At 53.6% G+C, this 20,407-nt stretch carries 18 protein-coding genes and 1 pseudogene; 12 read left to right on the plus strand and 7 right to left on the minus strand.

What is annotated here, in order from left to right; all coding sequences use genetic code 11:
- Positions 1-49: 49 nt before the first annotated feature.
- The 3 genes from ACXAF0_RS17930 to ACXAF0_RS17940 are packed head-to-tail and all read right to left on the minus strand — an operon-like array spanning position 50 to position 2,963.
- Positions 50-1,411 carry a glycosyltransferase family protein gene (locus ACXAF0_RS17930; protein WP_475347199.1) on the minus strand — a complete coding sequence of 454 codons (1,362 nt, stop codon included), beginning with the start codon at positions 1,409-1,411 and terminating at the stop codon, positions 50-52.
- Positions 1,412-1,452: 41 nt separating this feature from the next.
- Positions 1,453-2,553, minus strand: coding sequence for a DegT/DnrJ/EryC1/StrS family aminotransferase (locus ACXAF0_RS17935; RefSeq protein ID WP_475347200.1), 1,101 nt, complete (start codon positions 2,551-2,553; stop codon positions 1,453-1,455).
- Complete coding sequence (locus ACXAF0_RS17940; RefSeq protein WP_475347201.1) at positions 2,550-2,963, minus strand: sugar 3,4-ketoisomerase; 414 nt, start codon at positions 2,961-2,963, stop codon at positions 2,550-2,552. The genes ACXAF0_RS17935 and ACXAF0_RS17940 overlap by 4 nt, the downstream gene beginning before the upstream one ends.
- A gap of 152 nt (positions 2,964-3,115) precedes the next feature.
- Here ACXAF0_RS17940 and ACXAF0_RS17945 point away from each other — a divergent pair, with 152 nt between their 5' ends.
- The 6 genes from ACXAF0_RS17945 (at position 3,116) to argC (ending at position 8,902) form a co-directional block, all read left to right on the plus strand.
- The gene (locus ACXAF0_RS17945; protein ID WP_475347202.1) at positions 3,116-4,072 is read left to right on the plus strand and encodes an ATP-grasp domain-containing protein; all 957 of its coding nucleotides are present in this window, start codon (positions 3,116-3,118) and stop codon (positions 4,070-4,072) included.
- Positions 4,069-4,701 carry an HAD family hydrolase gene (locus ACXAF0_RS17950; protein WP_475347203.1) on the plus strand — a complete coding sequence of 211 codons (633 nt, stop codon included), beginning with the start codon at positions 4,069-4,071 and terminating at the stop codon, positions 4,699-4,701. Before ACXAF0_RS17945 ends, ACXAF0_RS17950 begins: the two co-directional genes overlap by 4 nt.
- A gap of 36 nt (positions 4,702-4,737) precedes the next feature.
- Positions 4,738-5,451, plus strand: a complete 714-nt coding sequence (locus ACXAF0_RS17955; RefSeq protein WP_475347204.1) for a class I SAM-dependent methyltransferase — start codon at positions 4,738-4,740, stop codon at positions 5,449-5,451.
- A 27-nt stretch (positions 5,452-5,478) separates the two neighbouring features.
- On the plus strand, positions 5,479-6,336 hold the full coding sequence (locus tag ACXAF0_RS17960) for a hypothetical protein (RefSeq protein ID WP_475347205.1): 858 nt from the start codon (positions 5,479-5,481) through the stop codon (positions 6,334-6,336).
- A gap of 10 nt (positions 6,337-6,346) precedes the next feature.
- Positions 6,347-7,693 (plus strand): hypothetical protein, encoded by a 1,347-nt coding sequence (locus ACXAF0_RS17965; protein ID WP_475347206.1) that lies wholly within the window; start codon positions 6,347-6,349, stop codon positions 7,691-7,693.
- 162 nt (positions 7,694-7,855) lie between these two features.
- Positions 7,856-8,902 carry an N-acetyl-gamma-glutamyl-phosphate reductase gene (gene argC, locus ACXAF0_RS17970; protein WP_475347207.1) on the plus strand — a complete coding sequence of 349 codons (1,047 nt, stop codon included), beginning with the start codon at positions 7,856-7,858 and terminating at the stop codon, positions 8,900-8,902.
- An 86-nt stretch (positions 8,903-8,988) separates the two neighbouring features.
- Here argC and ACXAF0_RS17975 read toward each other — a convergent pair whose 3' ends face one another.
- Entirely contained in the window at positions 8,989-9,693 is a 705-nt protein-coding gene (locus ACXAF0_RS17975) for a substrate-binding periplasmic protein (RefSeq protein ID WP_475347208.1), read from the minus strand.
- A gap of 294 nt (positions 9,694-9,987) precedes the next feature.
- Here ACXAF0_RS17975 and ACXAF0_RS17980 point away from each other — a divergent pair, with 294 nt between their 5' ends.
- The 3 genes from ACXAF0_RS17980 to ACXAF0_RS17990 all read left to right on the plus strand — a co-directional run bounded on the left by ACXAF0_RS17980 (position 9,988) and on the right by ACXAF0_RS17990 (position 12,947).
- Positions 9,988-10,515, plus strand: coding sequence for a gamma carbonic anhydrase family protein (locus ACXAF0_RS17980; RefSeq protein ID WP_083952754.1), 528 nt, complete (start codon positions 9,988-9,990; stop codon positions 10,513-10,515).
- 234 nt (positions 10,516-10,749) lie between these two features.
- Positions 10,750-11,529 (plus strand): substrate-binding periplasmic protein, encoded by a 780-nt coding sequence (locus tag ACXAF0_RS17985; protein WP_475347209.1) that lies wholly within the window; start codon positions 10,750-10,752, stop codon positions 11,527-11,529.
- A gap of 137 nt (positions 11,530-11,666) precedes the next feature.
- Positions 11,667-12,947, plus strand: a complete 1,281-nt coding sequence (locus ACXAF0_RS17990) for a cytochrome-c peroxidase (protein WP_475347210.1) — start codon at positions 11,667-11,669, stop codon at positions 12,945-12,947.
- 5 nt (positions 12,948-12,952) lie between these two features.
- Here ACXAF0_RS17990 and ACXAF0_RS17995 read toward each other — a convergent pair whose 3' ends face one another.
- The 3 genes and pseudogenes from ACXAF0_RS17995 to ACXAF0_RS18005 form a co-directional block, all read right to left on the minus strand.
- Entirely contained in the window at positions 12,953-13,372 is a 420-nt protein-coding gene (locus ACXAF0_RS17995; RefSeq protein ID WP_475347302.1) for an NAD-binding protein, read from the minus strand.
- A pseudogene (locus ACXAF0_RS18000) lies at positions 13,349-13,828 on the minus strand (NAD(P)-dependent oxidoreductase); the annotation flags it as partial. The pseudogene ACXAF0_RS18000 and the gene ACXAF0_RS17995, both read right to left, overlap by 24 nt.
- A gap of 109 nt (positions 13,829-13,937) precedes the next feature.
- Entirely contained in the window at positions 13,938-15,740 is a 1,803-nt protein-coding gene (locus tag ACXAF0_RS18005) for a PHA/PHB synthase family protein (RefSeq protein ID WP_475347211.1), read from the minus strand.
- 263 nt (positions 15,741-16,003) lie between these two features.
- On the opposite strand from ACXAF0_RS18005, the gene ACXAF0_RS18010 reads away from it, so the two are divergent.
- The 3 genes from ACXAF0_RS18010 (at position 16,004) to ACXAF0_RS18020 (ending at position 20,309) form a co-directional block, all read left to right on the plus strand.
- Positions 16,004-17,317: an OmpA family protein gene (locus ACXAF0_RS18010; RefSeq protein WP_475347212.1), complete on the plus strand. Its 1,314-nt coding sequence runs from the start codon at positions 16,004-16,006 to the stop codon at positions 17,315-17,317.
- A gap of 321 nt (positions 17,318-17,638) precedes the next feature.
- Complete coding sequence (locus ACXAF0_RS18015; protein ID WP_475347213.1) at positions 17,639-18,880, plus strand: LL-diaminopimelate aminotransferase; 1,242 nt, start codon at positions 17,639-17,641, stop codon at positions 18,878-18,880.
- 124 nt (positions 18,881-19,004) lie between these two features.
- Positions 19,005-20,309, plus strand: a complete 1,305-nt coding sequence (locus ACXAF0_RS18020) for a homoserine dehydrogenase (RefSeq protein ID WP_475347214.1) — start codon at positions 19,005-19,007, stop codon at positions 20,307-20,309.
- Positions 20,310-20,407 lie beyond the last annotated feature (98 nt).

Consider the following 20,407-nt stretch of genomic DNA (forward strand, 5'->3'; position numbering starts at 1 on the left):
TTCATCTCAAGTGCGGGGAAATATAACGATCCGCACGCAATTTGTAGCGCTAAGTCTTGTTGATTTTTATGATCGGTGGAACGATCAGGTTATCAGTTTGCGACCAGGCCCGGTGATGGAAATCGAGATCCATGTCAAACTTGCTATAGTCGAACGGAATAGGGCAGTTTTCGCCACTAATCGTGCTCTCCAATCGGTCAACACAGGCCTCGATTGACATATGGTCACGTATGAAGTCTGACCGTTCCTGGACGGCTGCAGTGTCTGGGCCGTTTTCTATGAAATGAGAAACGCGCTCAAACAGGTCTTCCATCGATGGAGAGAGAAATTCGTCTCCATACATGCCTTCGCTTATTCGGTGCCCGAAAATGGGTAGTCCGAGGCTCATCGCGTTTACGACGGAAGAGCCGCCACCTTCGGGGAAGCTATCAATATACGCGGTTGCGTTTGCCATGAGGGCAAGCGTCGTTTGGCGGTCTGTTGGTCCAAGGACTGACAGGTTTCCACGTGCCGCGTCGGATAGCTTTTGAAAAGAGGGCGCATCGCCAGGGCCGACAATAAGCAGTTTTTGCTTCTTTTTTCCACACAGGAACTCGACAAAATCGATAAATTGGGTGTCGCTATTCAGTCGGTATTTGTTTCGGGTGCCGACAGAAACAAAGTATGGGGTGTCGGGTTTCAGGTCGCCTAGATTCAGTGCGCTTAGGGCTGTTCTGTCAATGGATGCTGCGGGAATACCGAGAAAAGACTGGGACTTTGGTGAGCGGTACTTCGCAGTGGAAAGCCAGCTGGCAGCTGTTACCTCAAGAACCGCTGAACACTGCGCAGGCCCATAGCTAAAGTGGATGTTGGCGTGGTTAACAAAAAAGCATGGAATTCCATTTTGTTCCGCGAGCATTGCGGCTAACGTAGCGACGATGTCATCGGGGTTGATATGCAAGACGACAGCTTTGCTTTGCAGGAATTGTTTCGAGAGTTCAAGCAGTTGCGGAAGTCCGTTGTCTGGAAAAGATTTAAGCATAACCCCGGATTGTTTTATCTCGTCAATGACTTTTGGTGTTGCTCTCTTGGTTATGAAGAGCTCCACTTCCCGGCCTCGGGACTTTTGTTCCTTCACGATATTCAGGCATAGCGGTGTGTGCCCGCCTGTGTCATGCCCTTCGGATATGACGTGAGTAATCATTGTCGGGTTTTCGGCGCGCGCCAAGTCTTTGAGATGAGGCAGTGCGAGTTTGAAAATATGGTTTTCTACAGCCTTGTTTTCCCAACGGTCTGTCAGGTTAAACCAGTGAAAGTGACCGTATTGCTGGGCAATATTAAGTAGTTGGGATGTATCTGTTGACGCGAGCATCGCTTGCATCAACGTGCCATCAATTTTTTTGACCAGCTGATGTTTTTGATCTGACGTCACCGCTGTTTTCTCCCAAGCATAGGTTGTTATCGGATCTGGGTTTATCCGACAAATTCACGGATTGCCGAAGTTACCAGATCACACTGTTCTGTCGACAGGTGCGGACCGATGGGCAGGCTCAGTACTTGCTCAGCAAAGGTCTCGGTTTGTGATAGATTGTAGGCGTCAAACGCTCTGTCTGAGTATGCGGGTTGTTTGTGAGGCGGAATTGGGTAGTGGATTAGGGTGCCGATACCCAGTGCATCCAGATGTTTTTGAAGTGCGTTACGGTTCTGGTGCCTTATGACAAACAAGTGCCAAACGCTTTGCGCCCAATCCGGCGTGAACGGAAGAACCAGTGATGATTGTTTCAATTCACTGACATAACGGTTTGCCAGTTCTCTGCGGTAACTGTTCCACTTGTCAATATAGCGGAGCTTGACGTTCAGAAAGGCTGCCTGAAGAGGGTCTAGGCGGCTATTGTGTCCAAGGATTTCATGGCGATATTTCTCCCTCGACCCATAGTTTCTGAGCATCAGTACCCTATCGGCAAGGGCGTCATTGTTTGTTGTGATGGCGCCAGCATCACCAAAGGCACCAAGATTCTTGCCCGGATAAAAACTCCATGCTGCGGCGTCACCGATTGAGCCGACCTTACGTTCTTTGTATTTTGCACCATGCGCTTGTGCGGCATCTTCGATGACGCGGATACCATGATGCGCCGCAACTTCCAGGATTGGCGTCATGTCCGCTGGTTGACCATAAAGGTGAACCGGAATGATGGCCTTTGTTTTACTGGTTATCGCAGACTCAACACGGTCGGGGTCCAAATTGTAGGTGCGTTCGTGGACTTCAACGGGGATCGGCTTCGCCCCAACGTTCGATACCGCAAGCCAGGTGGCCATGAATGTATGCGAAGGAACAATAACTTCATCACCGGGGCCAATATCAAAGCCCTGAAGAATCAGGGTCAATGCGTCCAGTCCGTTGGCGACCCCAAAACAATGGGATGTTTCGCAGTATTGGGCGAAGTTGCTTTCAAAATTGGAAACTGTTTCACCGAGGATGTATGACCCTGACTGCATTACGTGTTGGTATGCATCATCCAGTTCTGTTTGAAGTTCCAGATATGTTTGGCGTGGATCAAGAAAGGGTACGCTCATTGAGCGGTTCCCCGTGCTTGCAAATAGGTCTGATAGTCTCTGTGGTAGTCTTCTTCGTCGTAACGATTGGAAGCTAAAACCATGCATACCGAGCCAGAGGAAAAGTTATCCAGTTCGCGCCAGATCATGGGGCAAATGTAGAGACCCTGATAAGAGCGGTTTAAGTGAAAGCGTTGTTTCTCGGTGCCGTCGTCGATCAATATGTCAAAGCTTCCTGACATGGCTACGATCAGCTGATGCAAATCTTTGTGGGCGTGGCCGCCTCGTGTTGCGCCGCCGGGAACATCATAGAGGTAATAGACGCGCTGAATATCAAACGGGATATGATTATTGCCCTCAATGAATGTCAGGTTTCCTTGCGCATTCGAGATTTTAGGCAATTCAATGATCTTGCAGTTATGAATACTCATCCTGGATCGGGGCCCCGGTTGCGTTCGGTTGCGACTTTATTTGTACCAGTATGGCGCTTTCAATAGCAAAGGCAAAAACTTAACGATTAATTCTAAGGTTCGGTGTAACAACAAATATCAACGTTGTGCGGAAGTTTGACGGAGGTCGGGACATGACGGCGATTCTTCTCGGCGCAGCCGGGACAGGCACGTCATTTGCTATTGCAAGCAGAATTCGGGCGGTTTGGGGTGATGAAGTTCGAATTATCTCTGTGGATATCAATCCACCAGAGTTAGTAACGACGTCGCTTCTCTCTGATGCATTTATTCAAGTTCCTCTAGCGAATAGCCCTGAATACGAGCATTGCATACGCAGTATTTTGACGTCTGAAGACATCGATGTGTATGTCCCGATATTGAATGAAGAGCACCTTGTCGCGCAAAATATAATTGGTGATTTGGCTTTTGGAAATCTGGATATCTGGAGTTCAGAGCTATACGCCAAATGTACAGATAAAGACTTTGCCGATCAGTTTCTCAACAGCATCGATGTGTCGACCCCGGAAAGCGTCGACCTCTCGCAATCGAATTTAGATACAGCGTGTTTTGTTAAACCACGCAACGGATTTGGGAGCAAAGGCGCGCGCAAAGTCTCTGTTGCTGAGCTAGGTGCACTTTCGAGCTCAGAGCTTGAAAGTCTGATTGTTCAGGAAGTCTGCGAAGGGCCCGAGGTTACAGTCGATAGTTTTTACGATGCGAAGGCAGACGTGTCATTTGCGTATTGCCGTGAGCGGATTGAAACGAAGTCTGGTGTGTGCACTAAGGCGCGGGTATTCCTTGATCCAGAACTTGCAGAGATCGCCAGGAAAATCGGCAAGGGATTGCAGCAGCGTGGCACAATCTGTTTCCAGGCGATGAAGGGTCAAGGCGGATGGGTGATAACGGACCTGAATGTAAGGTCCGGTGCTGGAACAGCAATCACATGTAGTGCAGGATTTGATGTGCTGGCTGCGGCATTTGCGTGCCGAACGAAGCAGGATTACAGCCGATTTGTTCGGCAAATCGAGGAAAACGAAGAGTTCATTGTCACCAGGCAATATGCCGAGTTCGTAATGGTACATCGTCGATGATTTTTGCATTCGATCTTGATGGTACCCTTATAACTGCGCGCCAGCGACAGATGACACTTTTGCGAGCGATAGCAAGAAGCTTTGACATAGAACTGGATTGCAGTGCGATATGGCGCAGGAAGCGTGAAGGCCTGTCGACGCAGACGGCCTTACAGGAGGTCGGGATAAGTGAAGCAAAAGCAGCCAATATCGCTCGCGCATGGCTTCAGAATGTCGAGACACCATTTTGGTTAAGTCTCGATACACTTTTTCTCGATACAGTATCTGCACTAGAGAGTTTTAGAATAAGCGGTAATAAACTGATTTTGCTTACTGCACGGCAAAACAGATATTTGCTTTTGCAGCAACTTTTGCGCCTCGGGATCCGCAGGTGCTTCGATTGTATTGAGTGTGTGTCGCCTTTTACTGCGATCGATCAGAAGGCTGGTATCCTGTCCAGTCACGACTTTGCCTGTTTTATTGGCGATAGTGAAACAGATTTCAATGCGGCCAAAAGGGCTGAAATACCTTTTTACGCGGTTTCTACAGGGCAACGTTCAGCGACGTTTCTTTCCGATCAGGGAATAGCAAATGTACATGGCAATTTACATGAAGTTAGAGACGCTATTTTCGCGACCCGCTTTGGATAAATGATCACTAGTTAAGCGCATCAGAGGAGATACACCATGGATGCCGAGGAAAAAAGCAGACTTGAGCACATCGCAAATAACTCCCTCTACGACAAGGGCGCAAACGCTGCGACAATCCACTATGAGTTCGAGGTATTTCGAAGGTTTGTGTTGCCGGGCAGTATTCTTGAAATGGGACCGGCTGAAGGTTTGATGACTGGGCATCTGGTTGACCTTGGTCAAGAAGTTGTTTGTGTGGATGGATCAGAATTCTTCAGCCAGCGTTTGAAAGAAAAATACCCGTCTGTAGAGGTCATTACGTCCCTTTTTGAGGACTTTGAGACTGATCGCAAATTTGAGAACATCGTTTTGGGTCACGTCCTTGAACATGTAGATGATCCGGTTCAGATCCTCGAGGTTGCAAAGAAGTTCCTTGCGCCGAGCGGCATTTTGTTTGCCGCTGTCCCGAATGCACGGTCCCTTCACCGTCAGGCTGGAGTCATTATGGGACTCTTGCAGGCTGAGGACGAGTTAAACGAACTTGATAAACATCACGGTCATCGTCGCGTTTTTAATCCGGAAAGTTTCCGTCAGGCGTTCTATCAGTCGGGATATAACATCGATTATTTTGGTGGTTATTGGATGAAGCCAGTCGCCAACAGCCAAATTGAAGCGAACTGGACCCCGGAAATGCTCGAGGCCTTTATGAAGCTTGGAGAGCGCTATCCCGATATTGCTGGCGAGATTTACGCCGTGGCATCCAATAAATAAACTCTTCCGACCAGCGGAAACTCTTTTATGACCCATCCTACTACCTATAACATCTGCATCGTCCAGCCGACCGGTTACATCCATTCGATGGCGTTTGCCGAGCTGGCGGAGCTTTTGATGTATTCGATCCAGGAAGCCGGGCATCCGGCACAAATTCAGACCAATCAGTTTGTGCAAGGGGCCGTCAATATCATCGTCGGGGCGCATTTGCTTGATGTTTCGGCGTTGCGCGCGGTGCCGGAAGGATCGGTTATCCTTAATACCGAACAGCTGACCGGTGTTGGTGAGGCCTGGCGCGGGCAGTTGACAGGCTGGTTCCAGTCAGGTCTGGAAATCTGGGATTACAGCCCGGCGAATATCGAGGTTATCAAGGCCCTTGGCGTGGAAAATGTGCGCTATCTGCCGATCGGCTATCAGAAAGAGCTACAGCGCATCGACATTACCGTTGAGCAGGATGTTGATGTTCTGTTTTATGGTTCGGTCAACGAACGTCGACGCGCAATTTTTAACGAGATCGAGGCGCGTGGGCTTAATCTTAAGGTGCTGATGGGCGTTTATGGCAAGGAACGCGATCAGTGGATTGCACGATCAAAGGTGATCCTGAACCACCATTACTATGAGAGCCAGATTTTCGAGATCGTGCGGGTGTCCTATCTTTTGACCAACGCCAAGGCCGTTGTGGCCGAGATCAACCCGGAAACAGTTATCGAGGATCGGTTCCGCAAAGGGGTCGTCGATGTCCCGTATGACGGATTGGTCGATGCAGTAAGCGACCTGATTGCCGACCCGATCCGGCAAAAGGCGCAGCAGCGCCGGGCCCTGAACAGCATCATCAAATATCCCCAGGTCGACTTCACCAAACCGCTTCTGGAATTCATGCACTAAGGCAAATGAAATGACCCAGCCACGCACGCGCCTAAGACCTGTTGCGGGTTTTGTGTGTGGCTGGTTCGTGCTTGCCTGCGTCTCGGTGATTGCGCTGAGCCCACCTGCGGTCGCGCAAAACCTGTCACAGGTTCTCTATCGTTTTGAAAACCGCGTACTGACGTTGGGGCGTTATGGGGCGGTGGCCGTGTTTCAGGAGCGGCTTTTTGCGCGGGCGGGGAATTGTTCGGGTAAGTCTGCCAGCAGCTATGGCACGCCGGACGGGATTGTCGGGGCGAAGACGCGTCAGGCGATCATTGATCTGCAGCCGTGTTTGAATGCGTCGGTGCGCGCGGCTGTGGGAGCCGAGAGTTACGGGGCAATCACCGTGGGGCTCTGGCGGGTGTTGATGCCAGCCCAGTTCCCGCCACCTGATACGATCACACGGGCCAACCATCTGACCTTTGCGCTGGAAGGCACGGACTATGACGTCATTCAGTTCAATTTCTGTCAGTCGAAAAATCCGCGTAGCGGCAAGACCTTTCTAGAAGGTGATCCCTATTGCCATACAAATGATCCGCGCGCCTATTTGACATGGGGACCACGTGGCGCCACTGCCGGGGCAGGGGCGGAAATTCAGCAGATCCTGTTTGCCGCCGAGTGGGCCAATCCCGGATTGCTGCAAAACGTGTTTGGCCCGTTTACCGAAGACATGCATCGTCTGGCGCTTGGTAATAACGATGCGGCCTTTGATGTGCTCTGTGCGATCTGGGTCGATGACGCGAAACGTAAGGCATTTGAACAGCGGTTTTCTGCCTATGGCGCGCGGCCGGAAGTGCAGGACGCGTACCATCGGGTCTATGACGCCGCCAATGCCGATGGCGGTAAAATAGCGCGATTTTTCAAATTGTACAACGCCATAAAGCCGGTGATAAAGCGCGATCCGACCGAGATTGATCTGGCCTTTTTCATCGACCGCGCCACCCATGGATCCGTGCCGCCAGGCGATATCGGTCCGCTTGTTGATCGCATGACGAAGTTCGCCACCCGAACGCGCAATGTGCCAAGCCCGGGCGAACTTCGCAAACAACTGGCCGCCTGGTTGCCAACCCACCATAAATATAATGACCGGTTGGCGCGCGATGCGATTTTTCTGGTCGATGACCCGGATGTGGTTTTATCAGATGCCCATCGCCGCATGTGGTTGCAACGATCTGGCTTGAAGGCCAGTGACTTTGGCCTGTCAGACAGCCGATATTTGGCAAGCTATCCGGTGGCCGCCCCCACGGGATATGAGAAGATCGAGAAGTTCTATACCGTTTTGCCCGAAGATGCGCGCGCCTGTCCCGACACCGTGCGTCGTGCACGCAAGAAATAGGCGAGGGTGATCTGTGCGCATGAGCAAAGCGCATGGGAATGTTGCAGATTATCAGGGATATTTGCCGCCTAATTGCTTGCATCTCGGGGGCTTGTTTGCCAACATCCGCGCGTTATCAATACCCGCCAATTTGCGGGTGCCTAACTCGGAGCAAGATTTGATATGAGTGACGTTAAGGTCAAAGTCGGAATTCTCGGTGCCAGTGGCTATACCGGGGCGGAACTGCTTCGCATTCTTGCGCATCATCCAGCTTCGGAAATCACCCTGTTGACCGCAGACCGACGCGCCGGACGTCCGTTTGGGGAAGTCTTCCCGCATCTTGCCCATATTGATCTGCCGACCATGATCAAGATCGAAGACGCTGACTGGTCGACCGTAGATCTGATTTTCTGCGCACTGCCGCATGGCACGACCCAGGAAGTTATTGCCGGTCTGCCCGAACATGTAAAGGTCGTGGATCTGTCGGCAGACTTCCGCCTGTTTGATCCGGCAACCTACAAGGAATGGTATGGCGCGGAACACGCGGCACAGGACCTGCAGAAGGAAGTGGCCTATGGCCTGACCGAACTGCACCGTGAAAAGATCAAGTCGGCCCGCGTGGTTGCCAATCCGGGCTGCTATCCGACCCCGGTGCAGCTTGCCCTGGCACCGCTTCTTGAAGGCAAGATGGTGCATTCAGATGACATCATCATTGATGCCAAATCCGGTGTCACCGGTGCTGGCCGTTCGCCCAAGGAAATGACCCTGTTTGCCGAAGTGACCGAGGGCATTCATGCCTATGGCACCGGCGGGCATCGTCATGCACCCGAGATCGAGCAGGGCCTTGCCTGGGCGAGTGGCAATGATGTTGTGGTGAACTTTTCCCCGCATCTGATGCCGATGAGCCGCGGTATCCTTGAGAGCATCTATGTCAAAATGACCGACGGCACGACGCCTGAGGATATCCAAGCCGCCCTTGAAAAGCGTTTTGCCGATGAGCCGTTCGTCCGCATCCTGCCATTCGGTGTGACGCCACAAACCCGCCATGTGCGCGGGTCGAACTATGTCCTGATGGGCGTGGTCAAGGACCGTGTGCCGGGCCGTGTGATCATTGTTGCGGTTGAAGACAACCTCGTCAAAGGCGCATCCGGTCAGGCGGTTCAGAACATGAATGTCATGCTCGGCCTGCCCGAAACCATGGGCCTTGAGATCGAGCCGCTGTTCCCGTAACAGCCGGTTAAAACAGAATTCAATAAGGACGCCATTTTGTAATGGCGTCTTTTTTGTGCCCAAGGCCTGCCGGCTCAACACGATTTCTAGTTAAGCTCGTCCGATGGGGTGATATCTATGAGATCAGCTGCCGGCCAGTATTCCTGATGGACGCGGGCAATAAAACCCTCGGCGTGGAGGTCGGTCATGATCTGGCTGATCTGATCCAGTCGGGTCATCATTTGTGAACGACGCGATACCACAAGATGGGTGTCGTTGCGGTTGCTGGTGCGATAGGGGGCCTTGGCGATGATGTTGCCAAGACCGGCGCGCCGGATCTGATAATCTGCATTGGCGTCAGAGCCGACAGTGACGTCAACCCGTTGGGCCGCCAGCATTCTGAGCAAAAGAACCTCGCTGTTGGCTTCAACCTTTTCAAGGCGCTCATCGCTGTCGAACGGTTCGAAATAGTGCGAATCAACCACGGCCCCCACCGTCAGGCCGTTCAGGTCGCTATAGTGGGAAATCGATACCGGATTTTTGCGATTATAGTAAAAAACCGGTGTGACACGGCTATAGGGTGGTTTGATGTAGCGGGCGTACTCGGCACGCTCCGGCGTATAGGCGATGCTGGTCATGATATCGATATCGCCGTTTTCAAGCATCTTCAAACAGCGCCGCCACGGGCAGGGCTGTGATTCAAGTTCAAGGTCAAGCCGTTTGGCGACTTCTGTCATGATGGCGCGGTCAATGCCGTGCTGTTTGCCATTGGGGCCTTCGATGGCGAACGGTTCCCATATGGAAAATGTCACGCGCAAGGTGCTCCGCGCATGATCGTGCGCGATATCAAGTGTATGACCACGCGCGCCGGGCGGAACAAGGAAAAGGCCAGAGAAAAGAATTGCTGCTGTAACACATGACAGCCAGCAGGGTTTCAAGTGTTTGAAAGGGATGCGTGCCTTGGCGGGAGAGGGCATGAGCATCTTTCTTCTTGATGGGTTTCCTTTTTGACATGTTAGTACTTAAACTTGAAAATCAAGATGCACGGCGTCTTCTGGCGCCGGGAATGCGTCCCGGAACTGTTGAATTTGAAAGGTCCCATCATCATGCGTTTGTCCTATCGCGGGGTTAAGCCCACCATTGATGAAACCGCGTTTATCGCGCCCAATGCGACCATCATTGGCGATGTCGAGATCGGGGCGGAGACCGGGATCTGGTTTGGCTGTGTCATTCGTGGCGATGTCCATGAAATTCGCATCGGATCGCGCACCAATATCCAGGACCTGACGATGGTGCACGTCGCCAAGGGCAAGTTCGGTACCTATATCGGCGATGACGTCACCATTGGCCATTCGGCGATCATTCATGCCTGCACGCTTGAAGATCGAAGCTTTGTTGGCATGGGGGCAACCGTCATGGATGGCTGCGTCATCGAGCAGGGCGGTATGCTGGGTGCCAATGCGCTTCTGGCACCTGGTAAACGTATTCCGGCGGGGGAACTTTGGGCTGGCGTGCCGGCGCGTAAGGTCCGTGATCTGACGCAGGAAGAAATCGAGTTCTTCAAGGTGTCGGCGGATCGTTACGCCGATCTTGCGCAGGAATATGTCAAATCGATCCCCGAAGATCTGGCGTAAGATCCAAGCAAAACCCATCAAAAATAATTTGCCTGCCGTGATGCCCGAGGCCTCTTTTACACGGGGGCGTTTTCGGGCATCATCATATGGATAAAGGGAAAAATGTCCTGTCGGACGTATAAGGCATATCAGACGCACCAAGGAAAAATGCGACAAATGCAACATAACCAGGGGCGCTGATGACGAACTGGATGTGGGGTTAATCAAATGACTGCATGGCGGGTACTGCCTTGCATGGTTGTGATGTTTGTTCTGTTGCTTGGGGGAGTGCAAGCAGGGCAGGCAAAGCCGATCAGTGACTGTTCGCGACCGCTGACCATTCGTGCATCGGAAAGTTACAGCCCGTTTAGCATGAAGGATGAAAACGGCGTTGCCGTTGGCATCGACAATGTCTTTATTGCCAAAGCCATGAAATCGGTCGGCTGTGACATCCACTTTGTGTTTTTGCCTTGGAAGCGGTCGCTTTATGCGGTCGAGCACGGAGAAGTCGATATTCTGCCCTCTGCCTCCTATACCGAGGAGCGGGCAAAATATGGTCTGTTTTCCGTACCTTATCGCAATGACGTAATCGGTTTTGTGGTTCGCAATGGCGATGCCGGACGCATTGGCCTTGGCAGTCTTGAGGATGTCATTGCCCAGGACCTTGTGATCGGGCATGTCCGCAGTGCCTATCGCGGGCAGGCGTTTGAGGATTTCAAAAACAGCCCCGAAGGTGCCAAGCATGTCAGTGATGTCTCGGTCGGGCCACATGGACTGCAGTTGCTGTTGGCCAATCGGGTGGACTTGTTGCTGGGAATTCCGGCCGCCTATATCGCGCAGGCAGAAGAGCTTGGCTATGGCCACACCGTTGAAGAACATCCCTTTATTCTGGGGCGGGAGCCGGTGCGTTTGATGTTTTCGGCCAAGACCATTGCCCCGGAACTGGCGCACAAGATTAGTGATGCGATCCGGAAAGAAACCCAAACCGATGAATATCGCGCGATGTATGGCAATCAGGGGATTGATCCGGATTAGATACAATTGGCGCAGGCCAGCTTGCCATTGACTTTTATCAAGGCGAAGCGCAACTGTGTGGGTGTAAATGCATAGCGTTCGCGATTAAAGTAACTTCGCGATCCTTGCCAGAACACGACCAGATTGAAGTATTTCCGATGCCATTCACCGCCCGTTCCTTCATGCGTTTTGCAACTCTTGCCGCCCTTTTGGGGGCGGGTGCCGGCAGTCCTGCCTTGGCGGAAGACGCATCGGTAATGTTGCAGCGCCTTGCGCATGCGAATGAGACGGCGAAAGCCAACGTATCGGAAATCGCTGCTGTATCAGATTCCGAGTCTCCGTTTGCCAACAAGGCACAGCTTGGCGAGGCGCTTTATTTCGATACCAACCTGTCGGCCAATCGCACCATGTCATGCGCGACCTGCCATGATCCGTCATTGGCGTTTCGGGATCCGCGGGTGGATGTTGCAAGCGGGGCATTTTCATTGGGGGATGACGGCAAAAGCCTTGGCGATCGCAATGCGCCGACCGCCGCCTATGCCAAATTCTCCCCGCCGTTCCATGTGCGTGAAGACGGTGTTGCGGTTGGTGGGCAGTTCTGGGACGGGCGGGCGATGGATTTGGCTGAGCAGGCTGGTGGCCCGCCGCTTAACCCGATTGAAATGGGCATGCCGGACAAGGCGAGTGTGGTAGAGCGTTTGCGCGAAGACGACGATTACGTTGCGGGCTTCAAGGCATTGTTTGGCGATGATGTCTGGTCGGATCCCGATCAGGCCTATGCGGCGATGACCAAGGCAATTGCCGCGTTCGAGGAAGACGAACAATTCGCACCGTTTGACAGCAAATATGACCGGTTCCTGCGCGGCGAATACAAGATGACGCCGCAGGAAGAACTGGGACGCGTTCTGTTCTTTTCGCAGCAATTCACCAACTGCAATACCTGTCACATGCTGAAAACCAGTCCGACAGCAGAGGGCGAGACCTTTACCAATTACGAGTTCCACAATATCGGCGTTCCGCGCAACGTTGCGACACGCAATGCCAATAAAAAAGACGTGGCATTTACCGATAACGGGTTGCTTGATAACGCCGCCATTGAAGACCCGGCCTATCGCGGCAAATACAAAACCCCGTCACTGCGCAATGTCGCGGTGACAGGGCCTTACATGCATAACGGCGTCTTTGCCGATCTGGAAACCGTGGTCAGGTTCTATAACAAATATAACAGCAAGGCCGAGATCAATCAGACCAACCCGGAAACCGGGGAGCCGTGGGGCGATCCGGAGGTGGCGGACACCATTTCGCTTGAAGAGCTTGAGCAGGGCGATGCCCTTGATGCTCAGCGCATCAAGGCGATTGTTGCCTTCCTCAAAACGCTGACCGATGAACGTTACGAGCCATTGCTGGCGGAGCAGGAAACTGCAAGCAAGGACGAGTAGCCTTACTAATCCTTGAGCGTTTCGATCACGGCACTTTGTGCGAGATCACCCAAACCTTCTTTGGTTGCGTTTTCAAATACAGTATGGGCGGCCTGACCGACCGGGACAGTGAGGCCGTATTCATCCGCCAGTTTCATTGCGTAGCTGGCATCCTTGCTGCGCAATCCGGTGGTGAAATGAATGCCTTCATTGTGGTTACCGCTAATCAGGCCGGGCATGACCATAAGGCCGGTCGGGCTTGCATTGGCGCCAATTGCAAAGGTCTCTGCGACCTTGTTGCCATCCAGTCCGGCCTTTTTGGCAACGGCGACCAGTTCGGCGGCTGCGGCAATGTGAACCGCACCCAGAAGGTTGTGCATCAATTTGTAAACCGTGCCCGCACCAACCGGACCGAAATGCACGATTTTCTTGCCGGTGGCATTCATCAGCGAGCGGGCGCGTTCGAGACCGTCATTGTCAGCACCAACCAGGAAAATGGTATTGCCGGCTTCGACATCGGCCGGAACGCCGACGACGGGGGCATCGATATATCGGCAACCGGCCGCTTCGATCTTTTGGGATAGTTCGAGCACAAAGGCATGCGAAAGCGTGGAGCATTCAATGGCAAGAGCACCCTTATCCATCGCGGCCAGTGCACCGTCATCCGCCAGCCAGACAGCTTCGGCGGCTTGGTCATCGGCCATGAAGGAAACAACAATATCGCAGTTTTGGGCCGCTTCCGCCGGGCTGGCGCAGGCGGTGGCCCCCAGGGCGACAAGTGGCTCCGTCTTTGCCGGGCTTCTGTTCCAGACCTTGATCGCATAGCCCTGTGAAAGCAGGCGTTTGATCATGGCAGCTGCCATGCGGCCCGCACCCAAAAAACCGATTGTCTGTGTCATCTTGTTGTTTCCCTTGGCGGTCCCGTTGCTGTCGGGACCTGCATGTTTTGATTAAAAAAAACGGCCTGCCACAGAATGACAGGCCGCATTCAAATGACGTCGGCATCAAAAATCAGCTGAGCGTGACTTTGACATACTCGCCTGGGGCCGGGCCAAGCACCTTGAGTTTGCCATCGCCCGGTTTGCGGGCGTCGACCTTACCCCCCGCCCGGCGGCTGACCCAGTTTTGCCAGTCGGTCCACCAGGAACCGTCATGCTGGGCGGCTTTGGCCATCCAGTCATCCGGATTGGTCGGGTTGCGGTTATAGGTCCAATAGCAATATTTCTTGGCCGCTGGTGGATTGACCACACCGGCGATATGACCTGATGCCGACAGGACGAATTTCACCTGACCCGACATCAGCTGGGTACCGGCATAGGTTGCCTGCCACGGTGCGATATGGTCTTCGCGGGTGGACAGGAAATAGACCGGGATCTTGATATCGCGCAGATCAATCGGCTCGCCAAACATGGTGATGCCGCCCGGCTCGCGCAGCAGGTTCTTGTTATACATGTTGCGCAGATAGAAGCTGTGCATCGCCTTTGGCATGCGTGTGGAATCGGAATTCCAATACAGCAAATCAAACGGGAACGGATCCTTGCCCAGCATGTAGTTGGAGACGACAAACGACCAGATCAGGTCATTGGCGCGCAGCATGTTAAACGACATCGCCATGTCGCGGCCATCAAGATAGCCTTCCTTGGACATGTTGCGTTCCAGGCTTTCGATCTGTTCATCATCAACAAACACAGAAAGCTCGCCCGGTTTTTCAAAGTCGGTCAGTGTCGTCAGGAAGGTGGCGGATTTGACACGGTCATCCCCGACCTTTGCCATATAGGCCAGTGTGGAACTCAGCAGGGTGCCGCCAAGGCAATAGCCGATTGCGTTGACATCCTTCTCGCCGGTTGCCTTTTCGATCATGTCGAGTGCGGCAAGGATGCCTTCCTTTGCATAATCTTCGAACGACTTTTCGGCCAGTTTGCTGTCCGGGTTGACCCAGGACAGAACAAACACGGTGTGGCCCTGATCGACCGCCCATTTGATGAAGGAGTTTTCCGGTCGCAGATCAAGAATGTAGTATTTGTTGATCCACGGCGGGACGATCATCAGTGGGCGCTTGGCGACCTTGTCGGTGCTGGGCTTGTATTGCAGAAGCTCCATCAAGGGGGTTCTGCCGACAACTGATCCTTCGGTGGTGGCGACGTTTTCGCCAACCTTGAAGGCATCAAGATCGGTCATGCGGATTTGAAGCTTGCCCTTGCCGCGCTCAAGATCGCCAAGAAGGTTCTGCAAACCTTTAAGCAGGTTTTCACCGCCGGACTCAATCGTGGTCCGCAGCACTTCCGGGTTGGTCATCAGGAAGTTGGTCGGCGAAATCGCATCAACGAACTGGCGGGTATAAAATTCGACCTTCTGGGCGGTTTTGTCATCGAGACCATCGACATCATGAACAACGTTTTGCATCCATTGCGAGGACAGCAAATATGACTGCTTGATGAAATCAAACAGTTCGTTGTTTTCCCATGCCTCGTCACGGAATCGACGATCACCCTTTTGCGGGGAGACAACCGGTTCGGCTTCTTCGCCCAACATGCGCAGGGTCGTGTTGTGCCACAGCGTATAATATTGCTGCCACAGTTCCATCTGGGCTTCGACCAGCTTGACCGGGTTTTGCATCATGTGGGAGGTCAATTCGGCAAAGGCAGAGCCGATATTGAGTGGGTCCGGGTCCGAGATTTCCGGGTCTTCTGCCTGTTTTGCAAGGAAGTCAGAGACAAGTCGTTGACTTCTTTCGGCAATTTCTGCCATTGCTGCAGAGAGCTTTTCGGGATCCGGATGCTTGTTTTCAGTTTCGATGGCCTGTTGATCGCTCATGGGGCATTCCCTTATGATACCGCCGCAGGATACTTCGTAACTTCAGAACGTTTTGGCGTCTTTGCAATATCGCAAGACTTTTGACGTTCTATGTTCCGGGTATCCGATTGACGCTCCGGGTTGAAACTTTGCTTGATCCCAAGCTTATCATGGCCTTAGCCTAGCGCGTCGTTTAGGGGTAGTACAAGAATTATAAGGTGACGTTTTTGCGGAATATTTTTGCAGCAAACGTCGTCCAACTGAATTTGGAGCAGCGAAAACAAATGGGCGTTCTGAAATCGACGACCGGGCAGGGGTCGTGGCAGGAGACTGCAAGGGGGAAGCTGCGGGCATTGCTGCAGACCGGCTCTGCCTTGGCTGTGGTGCTAACACTTGGCGCCTGTTCTTCTGTTCCTGATGCGGTCAACCCGATCGAGTGGGGCAAGTCCGTCGGTGACATGTTTGATGGCGAAGACGAAGAAGCCGCTGTCAAATCCGACGAAGCCATTCCCGGCGAAGACGGCGATTATCCCAGCCTTTCAGACACCCCGGCAAAACCGGTTGTCACCGGTGATGCAGAACGCGATGCACTGGTCGCCGGACTGGCAGCCGACCGCCAGAATGCCCAGTATGAACAAAGCGGCCGCCGTCAGAGCAGCCCGCCGGTAAACGCCTTGCAGGAAGCGCCGGAAGTTCCGGTCTCCGAACCTGCGATTAACCCGGCTCCGACCACGCCGGTGACCAGCAGTTCGATGGCCAGTGCCGAAAGTTCGGCCGCGACCACCAGTGCGGTAACATCGGCGCCAAGTGGTTCTTCGATTGCCGATGAGTGGAATGCCAAATCAGCTGCAAGCGGCCCGGTTCCGACACCGGAAGCTCCGCCAGCCGCGCCGGCAGCCGCCGAGGGTGATGCACGTGCGCAGCAGCTTGCCGCCTATGAGGCCGCCCAGGGTCCAGAGGGTACCACTGTAACCCCGTCCGGTGATCCGGTGATGGATCAGTATCAGCGCCGTCTGGCCGAAGGGCAGGGTGTGTTCGCCAATGAACCGGCATCGGCCCCGGCACAGGAATTTGATTATTCCATGTATTCCGACAATGGTGCCGTGATCGTCGATGAAAGCCAGTTCGGTGGTTCGGAGCCGATGTATGGCGACTCCGGCTCGGTTGACATGACTGCGACCAACGATGCACTGGCAGCACGCCTTGGTGTGCGGTCGATCGATCAGGTCGGCCCGGCGGTCAATGAAGTTCAGATTGCCCAGATCCAGTTTGGACATGGTTCGACCAAACTTGGTGGTGCTGATTACAATGTGCTTGAGCAGGTGGCTGCAACCTGGCAGCAGACCAGCGGCTTTATCCGCGTGATTGGTCATGCCTCGATGCGGACCGGCAACATGTCGCTTGAACAGCATATGGCGGTCAACCGTCGCGTCTCCGAAGGCCGGGCATCGGCCGTGGTTTCGCGCCTGTTGTCGCTGGGTGTCAGCCCGAATGCGATCTTTGTCGGTGCGGATGGTTCTGCCGATCCGCGCTACTATGAAGGCGTCCCGGCGGGTGAAGCCGGCAACCGCCGTGTCGAGATTTATCTGGATTACTGATCACGCCGATCAGATAGTTTCAGAGCACAACAGCAAAACGCGGAGGGAGAAATCCTTCCGCGTTTTTGCGTTTTGGGCCGTGTGTGTGTGCGCAAATGGTCGGGTTTGTGCCCTCAATCCGACCTGTCCCTGCCGCAAATCGCATTTATGCGTATTTTCCGCGCATTAATTCGTTGTGTCCGATTTCAAGAAACGGTACATCCTTCGAATTGTACGCTATTAAGGGCCTGAATATCGCGCCTAAACGCAATTTTTGAGAGATCGAGGATATGCTTTTCGCATAAAATTCGAATTTTGGCATTCTGACGAGGAAACAGGATAATGTCTCAGGACTTCCATCGCATAAAACGTCTTCCGCCTTATGTATTCGCAGAAGTAAATGCGATGAAGGCGGCGGCACGTCGAGCGGGGGAAGACATTATCGATTTTGGCATGGGCAATCCGGACCCGGCTACACCGCAGCATATCGTCGACAAGCTGGTGGAAACGGTGCAGAACCCGCGCACCCATGGCTATTCGATGTCGCGCGGCATTCCGGGGCTGCGCAAGGCACTGGCGGCCTATTATGACCGTCGCTTTGGGGTGGATATTGATCCGGAAACCGAAACCGTGGTTACGCTCGGCTCCAAGGAAGGTCTTGCCAACCTCGCTGCCGCAATCACAAGCCCCGGCGATATCTTTTTGGTGCCCAACCCGTCCTATCCGATCCATGCATTCGGCTTCATCATTGCCGGGGCCGCATTGCGCCATATTCCGATTGGCCATGACGATCAGGGCACATTCAATACCGTAAGCTTCATGGAGCAGCTTCACCGTGCGGTGAAACACTCGGTCCCGAAACCAAGTGCGGTGGTGTTGAACTTCCCGGCCAACCCGACCGCCCTCGTAGTTGATCTGGCGTTTTATCAGGAAGTCGTCGATTTCTGCCGCAAGCATGAAATCTATGTGCTGTCTGATATTGCCTATTCCGAGATATATTTTGATGGTAATCCGCCGCCCTCGATCCTGCAATGCAAGGGGGCAAAGGATATCGCCGTTGAGTTTTATTCGCTATCGAAAACCTATTCGATGGCGGGCTGGCGTATCGGGTTTGCCACCGGCAATAAAAAGCTGATCAACGCGCTGACCCGGATCAAGTCATACCTTGATTACGGCGCATTCACCCCGGTTCAGGTGGCAGCAACCGCAGCCCTGAACGGACCGCAGGATTGTGTAGAGGAATTCCGCAATCTGTACCGCGAACGTCGCGATATCTTTATCGACGGGGCGCAAAGTGCGGGTTGGGAAATTCCAAGCCCGGCGGCAACCATGTTTGCCTGGGCGCCGATCCCCGATGCCTTTGCCGAGCTCGGGTCGCTTGATTTCTCCAAGCTTCTTTTACAGGAAGCAGGTGTTGCTGTCGCACCGGGGCTTGGCTTTGGCGAGTATGGCGATCGCCATGTGCGAATTGCGCTGGTGGAAAACAAACACCGTATCCGGCAGGCCAACCGCAACATCAAACAGTTCTTTGCCAAGTGCCCGGATGCAGAATCTGCACGTGAACTGTTGAAGAAATCCGTCTGATATCTCATAAAGCATTCTTGTGTTTCGCCTGGGACATGTCCCGGGCGTTCTGCTATCAGGGCTCTGTGATCTTTTTTGGATCACGGCTGAAACCAAGAGTGCAACCACGCGACAAGGAGTTATCGTGAAAGACGTCGTCAAAATCGGTGTGGCAGGCCTGGGTACGGTCGGTGCCGGAACCGTTAAACTGCTGAGTGAACATCGCGACATTCTGACCGACCGTTCGGGTCGCCAGATCGTCGTTACAGCGGTATCGGCGCGTGATCGAACTCGGGACCGTGGTTTTTCGACAGAAGGGCTCACTTGGTATGACGATGCCCGTGATCTTGCCGCGGACAAGGATATCGACATCCTTGTCGAACTGATCGGCGGATCGGATGGCATTGCCTATGACACCTGCAAGGCCGCGCTTGAAAACGGCAAGCATGTTGTCACCGCCAACAAGGCGCTGATCGCGCTTAAGGGCGCGGAACTGGCCCAGATCGCTGATGCCAACAATGTCACCATCGCTTATGAGGCGGCGGTTGCCGGGGGTATCCCGGTGGTCAAGGCGCTGCGTGAAGGTTTGGCAGGCAACGAAATTTCGCGCGTGACCGGTATTCTGAACGGGACCTGTAACTTTATCCTGACCACCATGCGTGAACAGGGGCGTGATTTTGCAGACGTTCTGGCAGAGGCGCAGAAACTTGGCTATGCCGAAGCCGATCCGACCTTTGACGTTGATGGCATTGATGCCGCGCACAAGCTTGCGATCCTGGCAAGTGTCGCCTTTGGCGTTGAAGTCGACTTTGACGCGGTCGCGGTTGAGGGCATCCGCAGCGTTTCGGCGCTTGATATCCAGCTTGCCGAAGAGCTTGGCTATCGCATCAAGCTGCTGGGCATTGCCAAACAGACGTCTGAAGGCATTGAACAGCGCGTATCCCCGGTCATGGTCGATCGTGCGACCCAGATTTCCAAGGTCGAAGGCGTGTTTAACGCGGTCGCGCTTGAAGGTGATTATGTCGGGCCGGTGGTGCTGCAGGGCCGTGGGGCGGGCGAACGTCCGACTGCATCGGCGGTGGTTGCCGATATCGTTGATATCGCTGCTGGTCGCGCTGCGCCGGTCTTTGGCGTTCCAGCGGATCGTCTTAAAAAGAACGTGCGTGCCTCGCTCGAAAAACATAGTGGTGCCTATTACCTGCGCCTGATGGTTTGGGATCGCCCGGGTGTCATGGCCGAGGTCACTGCGACCCTTGCCAAGCACGGGGTTTCGATGGCTTCCATGATCCAGCATGGCCGGGCTGAGACCGAAGGCGGTGTGGTGCCGGTTGTGATCGTGGCCCACGAAACCACCGAGGCTGCCATGTCGGGTGCGGTAAATGATATTGCGGCGTTTGAAAGCAATTCACAGCCGCCGGTTCTGATGCGGATTGAAAGCTTCGCATCTTAAAAGTTTAAAGCTCAAAGCGCCTCGCACCTGTCAAGATGCGGGGCGCTGTTGTAAGGTCCGGTCCCAGAGCCGGAAAAAGACAACAACGAGACGGGGCC

The organism is Thalassospira sp. ABD4_177 (assembly GCF_056160125.1).

What these genes read in the sequence shown, in the direction of transcription:
- ACXAF0_RS17940 (WP_475347201.1), bottom strand. Translation starts at nt 2,963, where the DNA reads ATGAGTATTCATAACTGCAAGATCATTGAATTGCCTAAAATCTCGAAT.
- ACXAF0_RS17935 (WP_475347200.1), bottom strand. Translation starts at nt 2,553, where the DNA reads ATGAGCGTACCCTTTCTTGATCCACGCCAAACATATCTGGAACTTCAA.
- ACXAF0_RS17960 (WP_475347205.1), top strand. Translation starts at nt 5,479, where the DNA reads ATGACCCATCCTACTACCTATAACATCTGCATCGTCCAGCCGACCGGT.
- ACXAF0_RS17965 (WP_475347206.1), top strand. Translation starts at nt 6,347, where the DNA reads ATGACCCAGCCACGCACGCGCCTAAGACCTGTTGCGGGTTTTGTGTGT.
- ACXAF0_RS18005 (WP_475347211.1), bottom strand. Translation starts at nt 15,740, where the DNA reads ATGAGCGATCAACAGGCCATCGAAACTGAAAACAAGCATCCGGATCCC.
- argC (WP_475347207.1), top strand. Translation starts at nt 7,856, where the DNA reads ATGAGTGACGTTAAGGTCAAAGTCGGAATTCTCGGTGCCAGTGGCTAT.
- ACXAF0_RS18010 (WP_475347212.1), top strand. Translation starts at nt 16,004, where the DNA reads ATGGGCGTTCTGAAATCGACGACCGGGCAGGGGTCGTGGCAGGAGACT.
- ACXAF0_RS17985 (WP_475347209.1), top strand. Translation starts at nt 10,750, where the DNA reads ATGGTTGTGATGTTTGTTCTGTTGCTTGGGGGAGTGCAAGCAGGGCAG.
- ACXAF0_RS17990 (WP_475347210.1), top strand. Translation starts at nt 11,667, where the DNA reads ATGCCATTCACCGCCCGTTCCTTCATGCGTTTTGCAACTCTTGCCGCC.
- ACXAF0_RS17995 (WP_475347302.1), bottom strand. Translation starts at nt 13,372, where the DNA reads ATGAATGCCACCGGCAAGAAAATCGTGCATTTCGGTCCGGTTGGTGCG.
- ACXAF0_RS18015 (WP_475347213.1), top strand. Translation starts at nt 17,639, where the DNA reads ATGTCTCAGGACTTCCATCGCATAAAACGTCTTCCGCCTTATGTATTC.
- ACXAF0_RS17950 (WP_475347203.1), top strand. Translation starts at nt 4,069, where the DNA reads ATGATTTTTGCATTCGATCTTGATGGTACCCTTATAACTGCGCGCCAG.
- ACXAF0_RS17945 (WP_475347202.1), top strand. Translation starts at nt 3,116, where the DNA reads ATGACGGCGATTCTTCTCGGCGCAGCCGGGACAGGCACGTCATTTGCT.
- ACXAF0_RS17980 (WP_083952754.1), top strand. Translation starts at nt 9,988, where the DNA reads ATGCGTTTGTCCTATCGCGGGGTTAAGCCCACCATTGATGAAACCGCG.
- ACXAF0_RS17955 (WP_475347204.1), top strand. Translation starts at nt 4,738, where the DNA reads ATGGATGCCGAGGAAAAAAGCAGACTTGAGCACATCGCAAATAACTCC.